This is a genomic window from Novipirellula caenicola, from assembly GCF_039545035.1.
Taxonomy (GTDB): Bacteria; Planctomycetota; Planctomycetia; order Pirellulales; family Pirellulaceae; genus Novipirellula; species Novipirellula caenicola.
In genome coordinates this window covers 295054-311787 of sequence record NZ_BAABRO010000006.1, presented here as the reverse complement: position 1 = coordinate 311787, position 16734 = coordinate 295054, and the positions used below count along the sequence as shown (strand labels likewise).

General features: G+C 55.9%; 10 protein-coding genes. 4 read left to right on the top strand and 6 right to left on the bottom strand.

Annotated elements, in window-relative coordinates:
* Positions 1–385: 385 nt before the first annotated feature.
* The 3 genes from ABEA92_RS15005 to katG form a co-directional block, all read right to left on the bottom strand.
* The gene (locus tag ABEA92_RS15005) at positions 386–2758 is read right to left on the bottom strand and encodes a TonB-dependent receptor (RefSeq protein WP_345684653.1); all 2373 of its coding nucleotides are present in this window, start codon (positions 2756–2758) and stop codon (positions 386–388) included.
* 180 nt (positions 2759–2938) lie between these two features.
* The gene (locus ABEA92_RS15000) at positions 2939–5131 is read right to left on the bottom strand and encodes a right-handed parallel beta-helix repeat-containing protein (protein ID WP_345684652.1); all 2193 of its coding nucleotides are present in this window, start codon (positions 5129–5131) and stop codon (positions 2939–2941) included.
* 367 nt (positions 5132–5498) lie between these two features.
* The gene (gene katG, locus ABEA92_RS14995; protein ID WP_345684651.1) at positions 5499–7892 is read right to left on the bottom strand and encodes a catalase/peroxidase HPI; all 2394 of its coding nucleotides are present in this window, start codon (positions 7890–7892) and stop codon (positions 5499–5501) included.
* 154 nt (positions 7893–8046) lie between these two features.
* On the opposite strand from katG, the gene ABEA92_RS14990 reads away from it, so the two are divergent.
* On the top strand, positions 8047–8169 hold the full coding sequence (locus ABEA92_RS14990; protein WP_345684650.1) for a hypothetical protein: 123 nt from the start codon (positions 8047–8049) through the stop codon (positions 8167–8169).
* A 54-nt stretch (positions 8170–8223) separates the two neighbouring features.
* Here the strand turns inward: ABEA92_RS14990 and ABEA92_RS14985 are convergent, their stop codons facing one another.
* On the bottom strand, positions 8224–9903 hold the full coding sequence (locus tag ABEA92_RS14985; RefSeq protein ID WP_345684649.1) for an FG-GAP repeat domain-containing protein: 1680 nt from the start codon (positions 9901–9903) through the stop codon (positions 8224–8226).
* 336 nt (positions 9904–10239) lie between these two features.
* Here ABEA92_RS14985 and ABEA92_RS14980 point away from each other — a divergent pair, with 336 nt between their 5' ends.
* From ABEA92_RS14980 to ABEA92_RS14970, 3 genes are all read left to right on the top strand, one after another.
* Positions 10240–13206 carry an FG-GAP-like repeat-containing protein gene (locus tag ABEA92_RS14980; protein WP_345684648.1) on the top strand — a complete coding sequence of 989 codons (2967 nt, stop codon included), beginning with the start codon at positions 10240–10242 and terminating at the stop codon, positions 13204–13206.
* Positions 13207–13233: 27 nt separating this feature from the next.
* Positions 13234–13845, top strand: a complete 612-nt coding sequence (locus tag ABEA92_RS14975; protein ID WP_345684647.1) for a DUF1559 family PulG-like putative transporter — start codon at positions 13234–13236, stop codon at positions 13843–13845.
* A gap of 562 nt (positions 13846–14407) precedes the next feature.
* A complete protein-coding gene (locus tag ABEA92_RS14970; protein WP_345684646.1) occupies positions 14408–15616 on the top strand; it encodes a DUF1559 family PulG-like putative transporter in 1209 nt (402 codons plus the stop codon).
* 99 nt (positions 15617–15715) lie between these two features.
* Here ABEA92_RS14970 and ABEA92_RS14965 read toward each other — a convergent pair whose 3' ends face one another.
* Together ABEA92_RS14965 and ABEA92_RS14960 are read right to left on the bottom strand one after the other, a co-directional pair.
* Entirely contained in the window at positions 15716–15889 is a 174-nt protein-coding gene (locus ABEA92_RS14965) for a hypothetical protein (protein ID WP_345684645.1), read from the bottom strand.
* A 181-nt stretch (positions 15890–16070) separates the two neighbouring features.
* Positions 16071–16484 (bottom strand): ester cyclase, encoded by a 414-nt coding sequence (locus tag ABEA92_RS14960; protein ID WP_345684644.1) that lies wholly within the window; start codon positions 16482–16484, stop codon positions 16071–16073.
* Positions 16485–16734 lie beyond the last annotated feature (250 nt).

The following is a 16734-nucleotide window of genomic DNA, read 5'->3' as shown; positions in this document are numbered from 1 at the left end:
GTGATGGGCCAGATTTCCCCTCCGTCATCATTGGAAGTCTTTTTCGTCGCGGATCGTTTGGGTGTGGTTTGTAGAGGTCGACGCCCGAGACGCGAATGCCTTGCACCCGATGACAGGCTGGAAGCCTATCTCACATTCATACGTGAGCTCGGCGCCGACGTAGAAGGCGAATCCGGGACGAAACACGCCAAGTCCCGAGCGATAATCGATATGGACGCGAATGCCTTGCACCCGATGACAGGCTGAAAGCCTATCCCACATCAATACGTGAGCTCGGCGCCGACGTAGAACGCGAATCCGGAGCGAAACACGCCAAGTCCCGAGCGATAATCGATATGGACCCGAATGCCTTGCACCCGACGACAGGCTGGAAGCCTATCCCACATTAATACGTGAGCTCGCCGCCGACGTAGAAGGCGAATCCGGGGCGAAACACGCCAAGTCCCGAGCGATAATCGATATGCTCGCGGTAGAACTTGTTCGTCAAATTCTCAAAGCCGCTGGTAACCAGCAAGTTGCCAAAGCGTCGGTAGCTACGAATGTCGTAGACCGTGAATCCGGGCGTCTCGATCTCTTGTAGCGTTGTCGCCACTCGATCTTGGTTGTCGACGATACGGGCAGCCAGCTCAACGCCCCAGCGATCTTCGGCACTGGGGTCATGAATCAGAAAACCGACACGGGCTTCCATCGGCGCGATCCCCGGCAGCGGTTCTTCGTCCACCGTGCTGTTGCCGCTGCGAACTGTGTCTCCGGTGTGCCGCGATGGTTCGAGCCGAGTGTGATCGCGGCCTTCGAGATAAGTCAAGATGCCGAACGTGGACACCATCGATGTCAACTCGACTTGCCCATAGGTCTCGAATCCACTCAAGGTCGCTAGATCCGTATTGACGAACGATGCTCCTTGTTGAAACCCGTCGACGGTTCCCGCCGGATCAAACAAATCGTACGTGATGTAGTTTTGAATCCAAGCATGGTGTCCATGCACACCGAACGTGACATCGTCGGAAGTGTATTGCAGTCCGAGGTCAAATTGGTACAAACGCTCGGATTCGAGTTCGGGATCGCCATCGAGAAACGTCAACCCTCGCTGCAGCGAACCGATGAAGGTGTATTCGGCATACATTTCAGTCAGCGTGGGTTGTCGCATGGCAAACCCCATCCCAGCGCTGCTGTTCCACCCCGCCCCAAGATTTCGGTTTGCGGTCAGGTAGGCCGATCCCAACAAGAATTCCTTGTCCAGCGTCGTGTCTTCGAGCACGCTGAGCGGTTCAGGGACTCCGGCGACGATGTCACGTGAATCGGTAAACACGCCGTCAATTCGCGTGCCTGCGGTCACGACCACGTCCTCGTCCCACTGAATGATCCGCTCCACATAGGCTCCTACGTCGATCGAATCGCTGCGTGGAATCGGAAAGTTGTTGTCGTTAGGGTCGGGGTCGTAGTAGTCGTATTCGTTGAGTTCTTGGTTCAGATAAATCAGGTCGGTCCCGACGGAGGTCTGAGAACCACACGAGAAAAATGTCGACTCGAAACGGTAACCGGCTGAGAGCGCATCGCCATCGGTGGTCGTGGAACCATCGGCAGCGCCGAGGAACGAAGGCTGGAATGCATCGACAAGCGATGGGATCTGCCGTGCCTTGCCGGGGCGCCGCGTGTCGCCCTCGAACCGCGTTCGGTTGTACCAAACTTCGCTGGTGAATCGATCTGCAAACGACGGGGCATCGTTGGTGTAGGTGATCTCGTAACCATCGGTGATCAAAAAGTTCAAATCGGTAACCAACCCCGGAAACTCGAGATCGGTTTGATCCAATCGCAAGGCGTTGAATTCGACCTTTTCATGATCATTCAAATCGAAGCCGTAAGCGACAAACAGGTCTCGCGACTTGTAGCTCGCTGGGATAAAGAATCCATCCTGTCCGGTTTCGTAATCGTTGCCGGTGCGGTGACCGTAGCTGATGTGAAAACCATAGTCATCGCTGCCGCCCCAGAATGATTGACGGCCATAGAATTGCTCGCCATTGGAGGTGTAGGTTCCGCTGGTCGAACCGTGACCTTCGTAGCCGTTTTCGTAGCGTGGCGATTGCAAGAACTCGAGGTCAACAAAGCGAAACCCAGGTCCATATCGACTGGCGTAGGGACCTTTGATCAAAATCGAATCCTCGACCAACCGCGAATCAATCTTGCTCATCATCGTATCCAAGTCCATCCGGGCGGGTGCCCAGTAAGAACCGGATGCAAGAACTTGCCCCACTCGTTGACCACGCACACGCGTGTCGCTGACGATGGGCGTACGATTCTGGATCGACACCCCGTGAGCACCTTTGGAACGTCTCAGCAAATCGCCGACATCGGCGGTGCGTCGTCCAAGTGCCTCGTCACGAAACACCGCGTCGGCGGCCGGCGAACGAGCCAGCGGTCCACGGTCGGCCGGCAATTCGTCCACCTGGCTGACCTCGCCAAACAGACGGGCGACCCGGGCGTCGGCCGCAATCGCCTCGTTTTTCGCGGTTGCTGCACCGGGTTGCGGTGCGTTGTCGTCAACAACTAGTCCGGGGGCGGCCAATCCCCGTCCCTGCATTTGCGGGGCTTGCATTTGCGGAGCTTGGATCTGGGGTGCCTGCATGACCGGATCCGTCAGCGGCAGAGCGAGCTGCTGTGAAAACAGCGACGATGAATTCAGGACGAACAGGATCACCACGCCGAATGCGGCAAGTGATCGCAGTGAGTTCTGAGTGATGTTTGTGCTTGGTTGCGGCATCGGTGCTCGCGACTCCCGTCCATGTTGCTGCCGTTCGGCCAAAGACCGTGTTGTTTTATCTGCAGTGTTTTGCGGCATTTCGTCGTCGCGAACCTGGCATCCAATGATCGGCAACCCGCGACTGCGGACCGAAACACTGAGCAAGCTTCGCCAGCGAAACCACGCTGTTGTCGCTACCTGTTAAGGAAAGGTGTCATTGCCGTCCTCGTTGTCCGCACCGGTGTTGTTCACCGCCGTTCCCGAATTGGTTCCGTCGTACCCGAATTCGCCATTGTCTTCGGCGACGTTGTTCGAGAACGTACCGGCAGCCGTATTTTCAACAAAGTCAAAACCGCTGCCGCTGTTTTCGATCGCTTCGTTCGCTAGGAATTGCCCCGAGTTGTTGACGAAGTCGAACCCGGCACCGAAGTTCCCCGTCGCGATATTTTCTTGGAACAAGCCAAAGTTGTCGGCAAAATCAAATCCAACATCGCCGTTGTCAAACGCCAAGTTTCCTTGGACGGTACCGTCGTTGTCGGCAAAGTCGAATCCAAAACCGCCGTTGTCGAAGGCCAAGTTGTCTTCGATAACGCCGTTGTTGCGAGCGAACGTAAATCCTTGCAACCCATTGTCTGCCGACAAGTTCCCCGCGATCGATCCGGTGTTGTCAAGAAAGTCGAAACCGCTCAGTCCATTTTCGTACGCTTCGTTCTCGTCAATGTTGCCTGAGTTGTCGTCGGCGAAGAACCCGAACCCTTCGTTGCGTAGCGAGCGGTTTAGCGACACCTCGCCGTCGTTGTCGAACAAATCGAATCCGTTTTCGGCATTGCCAAGCGCATTGTTCTGAACAAACAAGCCTTCGTTTTGTTCGATATCAAAACCGTGCGCACCATTGTCGGTCGCGCGGTTGTGGGCGATGATACTATCGGCATCGAGGGTTCCAAAGCGGAATCCGCTGTCGGCGGCTCCGGTCACGTTGTTACTAAAAATCAGCACGTCGACGAGGTCATCCAAACCGCTCGGCAGGTCGCTGGAAATACCGTGCAGACCGCCAAAGATATTGAACCCCGAAATGACGCTGTTGTCCGCTGTTAGGATGACCGCTTGGGTCTCGTCCGTTCCGTACAAGTTCACCGGGGTTCCGTAATAGGCGTGGATCCCTGTATCGGCCCCTTTGACCTGCAACCCACCGCCAAGTATTTGCTGACCGTCTTGGACCTCGATCGGCTGGGACAGGTAGATATTACCGCGACCGCCATCGATGATTACCGAGTCCGTCGTGGCACTTGCCACCGCGGCGGGCAGATCGGCAGTGCTCGCATCGAGCACCGTCACCGATCCGATCTCGAAATCATAGAGCGCGTGGACGGCAACTTCTTGACCGCCGGGGGTTGGCGTTGTGTGCGTGACGACATCGACATCGCGAACGACCACGTCCGTCATCCGTCGTTCGATTCGTGACATGCGGCGATGACGACGGCGATCGGGACCAAACGGCATTCGCACACCAATCGTAGCCGAGGTCTGAGAATCACGAACGCTGTCGTGCTGATATTGCACCCCCAACGTCAATCGAGAATCCAACGACAAAAACGGCAAGTCAAAGGACCGCAATTCGGCACGTACCCGCGGCCCCTGGATTGATTCGGCCGTGGGTGAATTCGTGTCGAAATGATAGGCCCCGACAAAACCGCGAAGCTCGCTGTCAAAGTAGTTGGGGATGCGACACAGCAGCAACCCGACCTCGGCGTCCGTCCCCGCGTAAGCGCGTTCTTGGTTGTTTTGCACCACCAAGTTGCCGTTGGAAATGACCGCACTCGCGTCGACCGCGTGCACAGAACCGCCTTCGGGCAGGTACCCGTTCCAGCGAAAATCCCAAACATCCGTTAGCAGTTCGCCGCCAATCGTGGCTTGGTGGAACGTATTCTCGTTGGCGGAACGTTTAACGTCATAAAATCCATAGACCCCGACAATGTAATCGCTGGCGACCATGTGCCGGTACACTAAGCCAACATTGCCCTCGGCACCACCACCGCTGAGAAATTGCCCCCGGATATCCGAAAACAACAGATTCTGACGGTCCGAAATCAGCGGAACAAATAGATCGGTGTGCAGCCGGCTGTGTTCATCGCCGCGTCCGGTGAAGGCGGCGTAGGCTCGATAGGGGTCGCTTTGAATCCCTGTAGAACCTTGGATCCTCGTAGAGCTTTGGAGCCCCGTAGAAAACGAATGATCCTGTAGCAGCGGCGGCGAAGGTGCCGGCGGATCAATCGACGCGAAACCAGCCGATGGGGCGACCGGAGGTTGGACTGCCGGAGATTCGGCGTGCAGCGGTGCCAGCGTCGCAAACAGCGTGACCGCCTGCAGCGATAGTTGCAGTTTCCAGTTCTGCACCTGAATCCTCGAGTTTGCTTGCTCATTCAAATCGAGGCGTTCATAACCCCTACGACTGTACCAACCTGTCCCTTATATCGGGGCCACCCGCGATGCAATCAAATAATTACGGGAAAAAAACTCAATTCCCGTCGGTATCAGGACACGAAAGGCCCGCCGAAACGAGGCCCCGTGGTGTGCGTTGAACGAAAAGATGTGGGATCGAGTTCCAGGTTGTCGCTCCACCCGCGACCGCATAGAACCCTCATCCCACATTCCGATTTTCAACGTGCATCACGTCGACGGACGAGCCGTCTGTGGTCGCCCGCACGAGAGATCAACCGCCTAATGGGCAATCATCTCTCACACGTGCAACCCTGCGGGCTGCTTAACGTCCCGACGCCGTCGCGTACTGCGTCCCCTTTTGAACGTTTCGGTCCAGGTCAAAGCGATCCAGCTGCATCACCTTGCTCCAAGCCGCCACGAAGTCGTTGACAAATTTTGTCTTGGCATCATCCGAGGCATATACCTCGGCGATTGCTCGCAGCTGCGAATTTGAACCAAACACGAGATCGACCGAGCTGGCACGCCATTTCACGTTTCCGGTTTCGCGGTCACGTCCTTCATAGAAGTGCTCGCATACTTCGGACTTTTTCCATACCGTGTTCATGTCCAACAAGTTGACAAAAAAGTCATTCGAAAGCGTTTCGGTCTGATCCGTGAACACTCCCAATTTCATCTCGTCGGCATTTGCGTTCAAGACTCGCATTCCGCCGATCAACACCGTCATCTCTGGGGCGGTCAACGTCAACAAGTTCGCTCGATCGACCAACATCTCTTCGGCGGCTCGGTCCAATTTGCCGTGAGCAACGTAGTTGCGAAAGCCATCGGCAGTCGGTTCGAGCACCGCAAACGCCTCGACATCGGTTTGTTCCTGCGACGCGTCGGTTCGCCCCGGCACAAAGGGAACCTGCACATCGTGACCGCCGTTTTTCGCGGCTTGTTCGACCGCAGCCGCGCCGGCCAACACAATCACATCGGCCAACGAGACCCGTTTGTCACCGGTTTGCGATCCATTGAAATCCTTCTGGATCTTCTCGAGTTTCTGCAACACTTTGGCTAACTCTGCGGGCTGATTCACAGCCCAATCCTTTTGAGGTGCCAAACGAAGGCGTGCTCCGTTGGCGCCGCCTCGCTTGTCGCTACCACGGAACGTCGATGCCGATGCCCATGCGGTTTCCAACAACTGCGAAATCGACAACCCTGATTCAAGAACCTTGGTTTTCAGATCGGCGATATCTTGATCGTCAATCAATTCGTGATCGACTGCGGGAACCGGGTCTTGCCACAATTGCGGCTCAGGCACTTCGGATCCGAGCAGACGCGAATAGGGTCCCATATCGCGATGCGTCAATTTGTACCACGCCTTGGCAAACGCCTTTTCAAACTCGTCGGGATTTTCGTGAAATCGCTTTGAGATCGGACCATAGATCGGGTCCATCTTCAAAGCCAAGTCGGTGGTGAACATCATCGGAGCATGCGATTTCGACGGATCATGAGCATCGGGGACGGTTCCCTTTGCGGATTCGTCCTTCGGAGTCCACTGGTGGGCTCCCGCGGGACTCTTGGTCAAAACCCAATCATAGGCGAACAGGTTTTCGAAGTACTCGTGCGACCATTCGGCCGGAGTGGATGACCAAGCCCCTTCCAATCCGCTGGTGATGGTATCGCCCGCGTTACCAGTGCCGTACGAATTTTTCCAACCAAGTCCTTGCTCTTCGATACTAGCCCCTTCGGGCGCAGGACCGACGTACTTGCTCGGATCCGCCGCACCATGCGCTTTTCCGAACGTGTGACCGCCCGCGATCAATGCCACCGTCTCTTCATCATTCATTGCCATCCGGCCAAACGTATCGCGAATGTCCTTGGCGGCAGCAAGCGGATCGGGTTTTCCGTTGGGGCCTTCGGGATTGACATAGATCAACCCCATTTGCACCGCGGCCAACGGGTTTTCGAGTTCGCGATCACCGCTGTATCGCTCATCACCCAACCACTCCGTCTCGGGCCCCCAATAGATGTCTTGCTGAGGTTCCCACACGTCCTCGCGGCCTCCGGCGAATCCGAACGTTTCGAACCCCATTGATTCGAGCGCGCAGTTTCCGGTCAACACCATCAAGTCAGCCCAAGAGATTTTGTTGCCATACTTCTGTTTGATCGGCCACAATAATCGACGTGCCTTGTCAAGGTTGCCGTTGTCCGGCCAACTGTTCAGCGGCGCAAACCGCTGCGTGCCGTATCCCGCACCGCCGCGGCCATCAGCCACGCGGTAGGTCCCCGCGCTGTGCCACGCCATGCGAATGAAGAACGGACCGTAGTGACCGTAATCGGCTGGCCACCAATCTTGCGATGTCGTCATCAATTCGTTGATGTCTTTCTTGACCGCATCCAAATCGAGTTCCTCGAATGCCTCGGCATAATTAAAATCCGATCCCATCGGATTGCTCTTGGCCGAGTTCTGATGCAAGATCTGCAGATTCAATTGATTCGGCCACCAATCCCCATTCTGGTAGACCCCCGCCGCAGTGTGCCGTTGGCTCGGGTCGGTAACCGCCCCCATCACCGGGCATTTTGATGCAGGCTGCTGTTTCGATGCGTCTTCCTTCTCGGTGTTCATTTCGCCCAGCGGAATCGCGTCTGGTTTGACCTGGGCAAACCCAGGGGCGGCGATGCAGAGCATCGCGAAGCTCGTCAATGTGCGAGCGAAGCGTGTTCGGTTTGTCATGTGATCTGTCCTGAGAGGTGGGGATGGATGTTCGACCTACGCAGTGCAGACTCGCAGACCGGCAACATAGAACTATGGCGGATCGGCAAGTCAACACGTCCCTACTATCGGTGCAAAAGACGCATTCGTCCAATGCATACTCCAGATAGCATCCATGCAAGAAACGCATGACTTAGTCGAGATTGATTTCGTCTGCCGTGATGCTGCCGGGCAAGAATGTGACGGCAAAGAGGGGTTGGTTGCTCAAGCGATCGGGGCACACGGCGAGGCCGGGTGAGAAAATCCAACCGTGATTTGGAGTCGCGATCCTTGGGACGCCGACAGGAATGCCTTAGTTACCCGCGTTAAACAGCAGGATCAGATCTGGCTGGTCGGGCTGGTTGCGCTGGTCCTTGGGACCATTGCGAAGGAAATTTCCGACCGCGACATCCAATTTGCCGTTCCCGTCGAAGTCGGCTGTTTCAAGTGCTAAGTGTTGATGCGATTTCGCTTCGACCTTGGTTGGCTCGAATTCACCTTTCGCCGTCTGCAGCAGCAACACGATTGACGACGAATCCACTGCATCGACTTGTTTTCGACTGGCCCCTACCAATAACGAAGTGGCGATCACATCCAAGTCGCCGTCGCCATCAAAGTCACCTGCCTCGGCTGCCATCGCGCCGGGCATGTGGATCAGAGGATGATGTTTCCAGGGGTAGGTGCCTTCGTTTTCGAGCCACTGGACCGAGTGATGGGGTTTGGCACCCCGGTCAAACGAATCGCCGTTGGTGTACAGCACATCGACGTCGCCGTCGCCATCGAGATCGGCCAACTGGATCCCGCTTGAACCGTACGCAGGATTGGGCGCTGCCCACAGCAGCTCGCTACTAAAGTTTCCTTCGCCATCGTTCAGGAAGGCTTCCACCCGCTCGTGCTCTTGCCCAAACAAGGCGATGAAATCGAGATGCCCATCGTGGTTCAGATCGACCGGAGGAACATGGATGGGCCCGTGACGATCATCGACCGTTTCGACCGTGAACTGAGGCACTCCGTCGTCGAATCGGTTGTCGTTTCGCATTAAAAAAATCTTGCCAGTCGTTCGCCATCCAAATGCAGCGACTAGTAGATCGATGTCACCATCGCCATCGAAGTCGGCTGGACGCACGTCGGCAAGCCGGCTGAGACCATCGAGCAACACCGTCTTTTCAAATTTCGCTTGATCCGGTGCGTCTTCCGACGCAGACTCCGTCTCGGTTGCGGACGCGGCGGAGGATTCCGACTTGCGATGCAACCATACGATTTGGCCAAGGTCGCTTTCGTTGGCGTTGAATTCGCCGATGTCGGCGATGACCAAATCCACCATCCCATCTTGATCGAGATCACATGGGGCAACGTGAACCGGTTGCAAAACGGTGCCAAGTCGAACGGTGGGACGATCCGATTCGGACGGCCAATGCGCCTTCACCGCCCCGGTACCTATGTCACAATACACTAGCGCCGGTGTTGATTTGATTCCCAGATCCATCCACTGGATGTGCGTGATGCCCGGCGGACGATTGTCGGCATAGTCGGCATCGACACGTTCAAACCGAACGGGTGATTGCGGATAGCCTGCGATTCCGTGTGTGAGAATCAGTTTCTCAGGAGCCTGATACTGAAAGAACTTCACCACCTGATCACGATCAGGCACCTCCAGATCCGTGCGCCCCGAGGTTTGATAGAGCATGAATCCCTGATCCACTTCATCGATCCACTCTTCGATGGTCGAGCTTTCCGGCGGCGACATTGAGTGACAATCACCACAAAACGTCTCGACTTTGGGACGCATCCGATTGACGAACGTCTGCTTCTCGTTGTCACTCAGCGTCGGTGAGTCCGTCGTTTCGGATTCCGCAGCGGGGTGCGATTCAGTAACATCCTGCGTCTCAGACCGATGGGGGGGCGTTTCGACATTCGCCGCATCCTTGCAGCCGACGCTTATCAGCAACAAAACAAGCAAGCACGATGTGATACAGCGAAGGAGGAAGGACATGGAACGCATTGATCCAGACACGAATGAGGCAATTGAACCGCTTTTGAAAGTTTAACACGAACCGCCAAATCCAGCATCACCTACGATGTGTTTGGCGATGTTAACGGCCCTCGTCTGCGTTGCTGCAACGTTGTGAGTCAATGCGAGACTCGGTAGAATCAACCGGTCATTTCCACAATGCAGCCGCTCGTCAATCAATCCATTATCGGAAACGCTGTGCCCGTTCACCGCGACGGAGTTTTTTTGGACGGCCGAGGTTTATAGGTACGTATGCTGTCAACGATCACCTTTCGCTCAACCACCCCAATCCGAACTTGGTCGCAATTTTCTTGTCTCTTGCTGTTCTTCGTCTGCGTTGTCGGTTGCAGCGATGCGGCGACGCGGTGGCCCGACCCGAAGACCGATGAAACGCCACTGCGGACGATGAAGCGGGCGATCGATGAAGGCGATTGGCATCGAGCCTACCAGTACACCGATGCCGTACTGCGTCGTTATCCCCACGACATCGATGTCTTGATTGACCTTGCCAAAGTGGCCCATGTCAACGAGCAGCCATCGCGAGCAGCGGACATATTGATCCAAGCATGTCGAGTCGAATCCTTTGCACAAGAACCGCGGGTGCATCAAGCGATGGTCGCATTGATCTCCGCAGGCCGGCTGTTTGACGCGATCGATTTGTTGTCCGAAGCGGTCCAGAAGCAACCGAATCACCACGAGATGCGGCGAACGCTGTTTGATCTGTACGTGGGAACCGAGAATCGTCGAGCCAGCTTAGAGCATGGCCGCGTGCTGGTGCGAAAACGTCAATTTGATCTCGAACTACTGAAGTCGCTCGGTAACACCGTCCGCCGCTCGTTGGATCCGAAACCGCTCGAAGAAGTCGCGTCGAGAAACCCCGAGGATCGGCGGCCCATGATTGGCAGCGCACGCATCCAGTTTGACGAAGGCAATTATGCGGACGCCATCGAATTGTTGCGAGAGATCATTGGAACGCATCCCGAGTTTGTGCCCGCGCATGCACTACTGGCCCGATCGTTGGCTTCGGCGGGACGTTTTACAGAACTCGAGCAATGGGCCGCGACCCTCGTGGCGGGGATCGATCAGTATGCGAATTACTGGTTGGCCCTGGGGGATTGGGCGAGAACACAGCAGCAAGTTCCGCAGGCCGCTCGGGCCTATTGGCAGGCAACGCAGGCTGACGCTGATGTCGCCGAATCGTGGACTAAGTTAAGCGTATCGCTGAAACAACTGGTGCAATCCGGCAGCGAACTGCCGCAACAAGCGATCGAATCGGTGGATCGCAGGGCGACGCTACTCAGCAAGTTCAATCAACAGAAAAGTCGGTTTGAGCGAACCGGTGAAATTTCGCGTGAAATTGCCACCGAGATCGCCGTCACCCTGCGTGACCTTGGACGGCTATGGGAAGCCGAAGCATGGGCGGCGACGGCAATGACACTGCCCGCGGACGATTCCGTACCGGTCGAAGAAACACGCAACCAAATCATCTCGCTGCTGCGAAAAGATACGCCTTGGCAATCGACGCTACATCATCCCGAATTGACGCTCGATCTGTCCTACCTACCCCTGCCGAGAATCGCCTCCGCTTCCGATACTGGCGTTGCAGGTCGTCTGGATGCATCGGCCGGATCATCGGACACCGACGCAAGCGATGCGGCGACGCCCAAACTGCATTTGGTCAACGAGGCCGCGCTTCGCAATTTACGTTTCTTTGGCGCCACCGCCGATGACCTGGATCAGCCCGGCATCATGTTACATGAAACCCTCGGTTGCGGCGGTGGGACAATCGATTTTGATCTGGACGGATGGAGTGACCTGTATCTCGTCGCCGCGGGTGGGAAACCGCCCAAGCGTGACTCGGATGCCAATGCGTTGTATCGGAATCTCGGAGGTTCGTTTTCCGCGGTCACGGTGGTTTCCGGGACCGGGGACACAGGCTTTGGCCAAGGTGTCGCGGTGGGGGATGTCAACGAAGATGGTTTTCCCGATCTGCTGGTGCTCAATTACGGCCCGAACACCTTGTTGATCAACAACGGTGACGGAACCTTTTCTGACGCAACGGCACATTTGCCCAACGAGGCCGCATCGCAGTCCTGGTCCACAAGCGGTGCGATCGCTGACTTGGACAACGACGGGGTTTCCGACCTCGTGATCCTTCATTACTGCGCCGGTCTTGAACCGTCGACGCAGCCCTGTGGCACCAACAAACAAGAAATACCACGCTCTTGTTCGCCCATGAAATTTCCCGCCGAGCGAGACCGTTTTTATCGCGGCGTCGGTGATGGAACCTTCATCGACGCGACCGCTCAGTGGAGCTCCGTCCCATCGGTCATAGGCCGAGGACTCGGTGTGGTCGTGGGTGCGTTGGATGAGACCAGTGGATTGGATATCCTCGTTGCCAACGACATGACGCACAACCATTATTGGCGAGGCGTTGTAGAGTCAAATGAATTCAAACTATCCGAGTCCGCGATTGCGTTTGGGTTAGCCGGCGACGATCGCTCGACCGCTCAGGGGTCGATGGGGATCGCGGCATCCGATCTGGATCGCGATGGCGACCTTGATTTCTACGTGACCAATTTTGATCGCGAATACAACACGCTGTACGAGCAAATCATTCCAGGCCAATGGCAAGACCGAACCGCGATGCACGATCTGATTCAACCCACCCTTCCGTTGGTTGGGTTTGGCACTGCGGCGGTGGATTTGGATCATAACGGACAATCGGAACTGATCGTCACCAACGGCCATGTTGACAAGTTCTCGCGAGAGGGAAAGAAATCGGTTTACGCGCACCCCATGCAAATTTTTGGAGTCGACCGCAATCATCGTTTTGCGTCGCTCGAGCATCAATTTGCCAGCGAATATCTAGCGGTGCCGCACGTCGGGCGGGCCTTGTGGACGATCGATGTGAACCGCGATCATCAAACCGATTTTGCCGTCACCCACCAAACCGAACCCGTCGCGCTGCTCGTCAATCGCACGAATGCAGCGGGGCGTTGGATCGAAATCCAATTGAGGGGAAGTACGAGTTCCCGGGACGCCATTGGATCCCGCGTCGAGATTCAGTGCGATGGAAACCGCTGGTTCGCCGCAGTCACCGCCGGCGACGGCTATCTCTGTAGCAACGAACGGATCATTCGAATCGGTCTCGGTGACACAACCGGCAATTGTGATATCACCGTGACTTGGCCCAACCAGACCCACCAAACCTGGACCAACCTCTCCCCCAACTCGAGCTGGAATTTAGTCCAAAACGCCGACAACGCGTTTGAGTTGCACTAAAGCTCGGCAAAATGCGGTGTTTTTCGCTTGCTCGCTGAGCGATCCGCGGCCAAGCAGCAAACTTTCACAGACCGCCAACACCTCGATGGACTTTCCAACACCATCGCGATGATGGAGATTGCCACCGACCTCGGCGACCATGATGCACGCACCTTCGGAAAGAAACATCCTAACGGCCAAACGCCAGGCCAGACCGATATTCGTGACAACCCAAGCTCGTGCCTCGAATCGAACATGATCGATCCAGAGCGTCCACAATTTTGGCTTCCGGGTGCCCCGGCGGAATTTGAAGCGGTCAGTAAAGGCCGCGGTTATCGCTGGGCGGATTCTCAAAACATGCATTCGATGTCATTCACCATCGCGCCCCCCAACAGCCCAGTTTGCATTCCGCATGATTCCAATGGCCCCTCGCTGACGACCGGTTCGAGTCGCCATCAAGGTGGGATCCACGTGCTGATGGGCGATGGAGCAGTAAAATTTGTGACCGACTCGATTGAAGCCGGCAACCAACGGAACCCCGTGGTGCACAACGGAGGGACAGTGGCCAATAAAAACGTCCCAGGCGCAAAGAGCCCCTACGGTTTGTGGGGAGCTTTGGGAACGCGAGCCTCGAAAGAGACGATCGACGCGGAATTCTAAGTTCGCGATCGATTGTCTTCGATCGGTGACGAATCAACGAGAAACCTCGAGCCGTGATCAGCTCGAGGTTTTTCTTTGCGCGTTGTTCACGAATTTGTCGCGTGAGCGTTTCTTCCACGTGTTCTTCTTGCCCGCCGACATTGTTGACACAATACCCCGTCTCTATCGGTGCCCGCTAACACCTCCATTAAATGTCCACCGCGGCGGTAAGGTTCAAATACCAAACGGATAAACAGTGCACGCGGTGGGTATACCGAAACGCGCATCGCACCAGGTTTCGGCAAACCGCATCTTCTTACTGCTATGCCTCTTAGGCGTCCGTTATCTCAAGCAGTCCAAACGCCACATCATTCTGTTTAACGAAGAAAAGCAAGCCACAAACTTCGCATTTCACCATTCTGTGCCTGCCCCCTTCCCGAGAGCTATGGCAGCCCTTTCTCCCGTTAGGATATACTTAGTGGCTGTCCCTATTCCCGGCGATCATTTCGTCGGCCCTGCAGCGGTGATTGGCTCTCCCATTGCCGCTGTAGAATCAGATTTCTTTATTCATTGGAGTTTATCAATGAACCGTTATGGAAACTCAAAAGGTTTCACGTTGGTGGAACTGCTGGTGGTGATCGCCATCATCGGCGTGCTGGTCGGATTACTCCTGCCGGCAGTGCAGGCGGCTCGCGAAGCGGCCCGTAGAATGAGTTGCAGCAACAATGTCAAACAGCTTGGCTTGGGGCTGCACAACTATCACAGTGCGTATGGTCAGATGCCAGTTCATGGTGTCGGTACCGACGACGGAAGCGACAACGGTCAAAACTGGTGGACCAGTTACAGCACAAACAACCATTGGCGATTGAGTTCGTTGGTGGGGATGACACCATTTGTCGAGCAGCAAGCGTTATGGGAGAAGATCACTAATCCCAGCACCGAACGCACCGACGGGGCACAACAATCGCCTCCTTGGCCCGCCATGGGACCGACTCCCGAGAACATTCAATACGTGCCTTGGGCCACCCAGATCCCCACGCTTCGCTGCCCGAGCGATCCGGGCACTGGATTGCCATCGCTGGGCCGAACCAACTATGCCTCGTGCATGGGAGATTCGCATTGGCGTGCTCAGCACGGGGACTTTGATCCCGATAGTGGGCCGACCAACAGCACTTATGCTGAGGAATCTCGTGCGGCCAATCGAGGCATGTTTGTTCGTCACAAGTCGATGAAGTTTCGCGACGTTCTTGACGGACTTTCCAATACCATTGCGATGATGGAAATCGCTACGGATTTGGGCGACAACGATGCCCGAACGATTGGCAAACGTCACCCCAGTGGCCAACCGGCCCAGACGGACATCCGGGACAATCCAAGCACGTGCATCGAAGCGGGGATGCTGGATCCTCAGCGTCCTCAGTTCTGGACCGCTGGCAATACCGAAGGGTCGACCAAGGGACGCGGTTACCGATGGGCCGACGACCAGAATGTGCAATCGATGGCATTTACGATTTTGCCGCCTAACAGCCCCTTGTGTATCCCGCACGATTCGAACGGACCGTCCATCACAACAGGATCGAGTCGTCACCAAGGCGGTATCCATGTGCTGATGGGTGATGGTGCGGTGAAGTTCATCACCGATTCGATCGAAGCGGGTAACCAACGTAACCCCGTGGTCTACATCAGCGGCAACGCGGCGAACAAAAACGCGCCCGGCGCGAAGAGCCCGTTTGGTTTGTGGGGTTCGCTGGGGACACGAGCCGCGAAGGAGACCATCGACTCGGAATTTTAGGCTTCCCCAAAACGCTCCTCGACATTCGTCGTATCAACAATAAAACCCCAGACATGAAGATGTCTGGGGTTTTTCGTTTTCAACGTGCTGCATTTTGCCCTATTGTTCACTCTCGTTCATCGAGGCACTTTCGGCGGCAACCGCAGCTTCGTATTCAGCGATCGCGGCCGCATCCGCATCTTCGGCGACATTGGTGGGCGCGGGATCGCCGCATCCAGGCAGCACGCAGAACGAGAACAACGCGGCAAACAGTGTGACAGTAAGTCGGTTCATGGGATTTCCTTGGGCATGGAATGTTGGGAAAAGGACAAGCGAAGCCAACCTTCAGTATACCGTTATCCGCCGTGATGGCGAGTGCACCGAGTTGGTGGCAGCACCCCCAGTCGATCATCCCCGCTTCGCCGAATTGAGCGATAACGGCTAGACAAAAAATCGCCTCCGGTGCAAACTGAGACTACTGCCCGGTGTCTTGCAATTGTCGTCGCAGACTATCTTGGCTCCAGTAATCTCCGCCTCCGATCAGTTTGTCATTCTTGAACCGGTGCCATGTGACTCCGCGGATCTGAATGGGGCGTCCGGTCGCCTTGATGCCAAGGCCATCGCCTTGGTGTGTCCCGGTGGCTTTCCAGCGGATCACCACACTGTCGTCTTCAGTGACCGTGCCCTCAACGTCCACATGCAGATCAGGAAACGCGTCAAGCATCGGTGCATGCACCTGTTTCTTGAATTCGTCCGGGCCACGAAGCACTCCACTGTCAGTTTCCGCAATGCTGTCTTCGGTCAAAAATTCGTCGATCGTTTCGGTCCGCCGTTGATTCCAAACCTCTTCGAACCAGCGTAACGATCGCGCCGTGTATTCATTGTTCACGAACTTGCTCCTTATTGAAATTCAATCGATCGATCGAGAATGACATGGAGCGTCCAGCGGCTGTTCGCCACAGCGACGCCCCCCCTCTTGCGGTGAATCTATCGCTGCCGCGATCCGTTTGCAACTATTTAACTGTAGGAAGCGATCTCACCATCTTCGACCCATCGCCAATCGAACGCCGCGACATCAAAATCCAAATTGACATCCCCGCTGAACTCGTCGAATTCACGTTCATCCCGGTTCAACCGAG

Coding starts and splice junctions, on each gene's coding strand:
- katG (WP_345684651.1), bottom strand. CDS start 7,892: ATGACAAACCGAACACGCTTCGCTCGCACATTGACGAGCTTCGCGATG.
- ABEA92_RS14970 (WP_345684646.1), top strand. CDS start 14,408: ATGAACCGTTATGGAAACTCAAAAGGTTTCACGTTGGTGGAACTGCTG.
- ABEA92_RS14985 (WP_345684649.1), bottom strand. CDS start 9,903: ATGTCCTTCCTCCTTCGCTGTATCACATCGTGCTTGCTTGTTTTGTTG.
- ABEA92_RS15005 (WP_345684653.1), bottom strand. CDS start 2,758: ATGCCGCAACCAAGCACAAACATCACTCAGAACTCACTGCGATCACTT.
- ABEA92_RS14990 (WP_345684650.1), top strand. CDS start 8,047: ATGCAAGAAACGCATGACTTAGTCGAGATTGATTTCGTCTGCCGTGAT.
- ABEA92_RS14965 (WP_345684645.1), bottom strand. CDS start 15,889: ATGAACCGACTTACTGTCACACTGTTTGCCGCGTTGTTCTCGTTCTGC.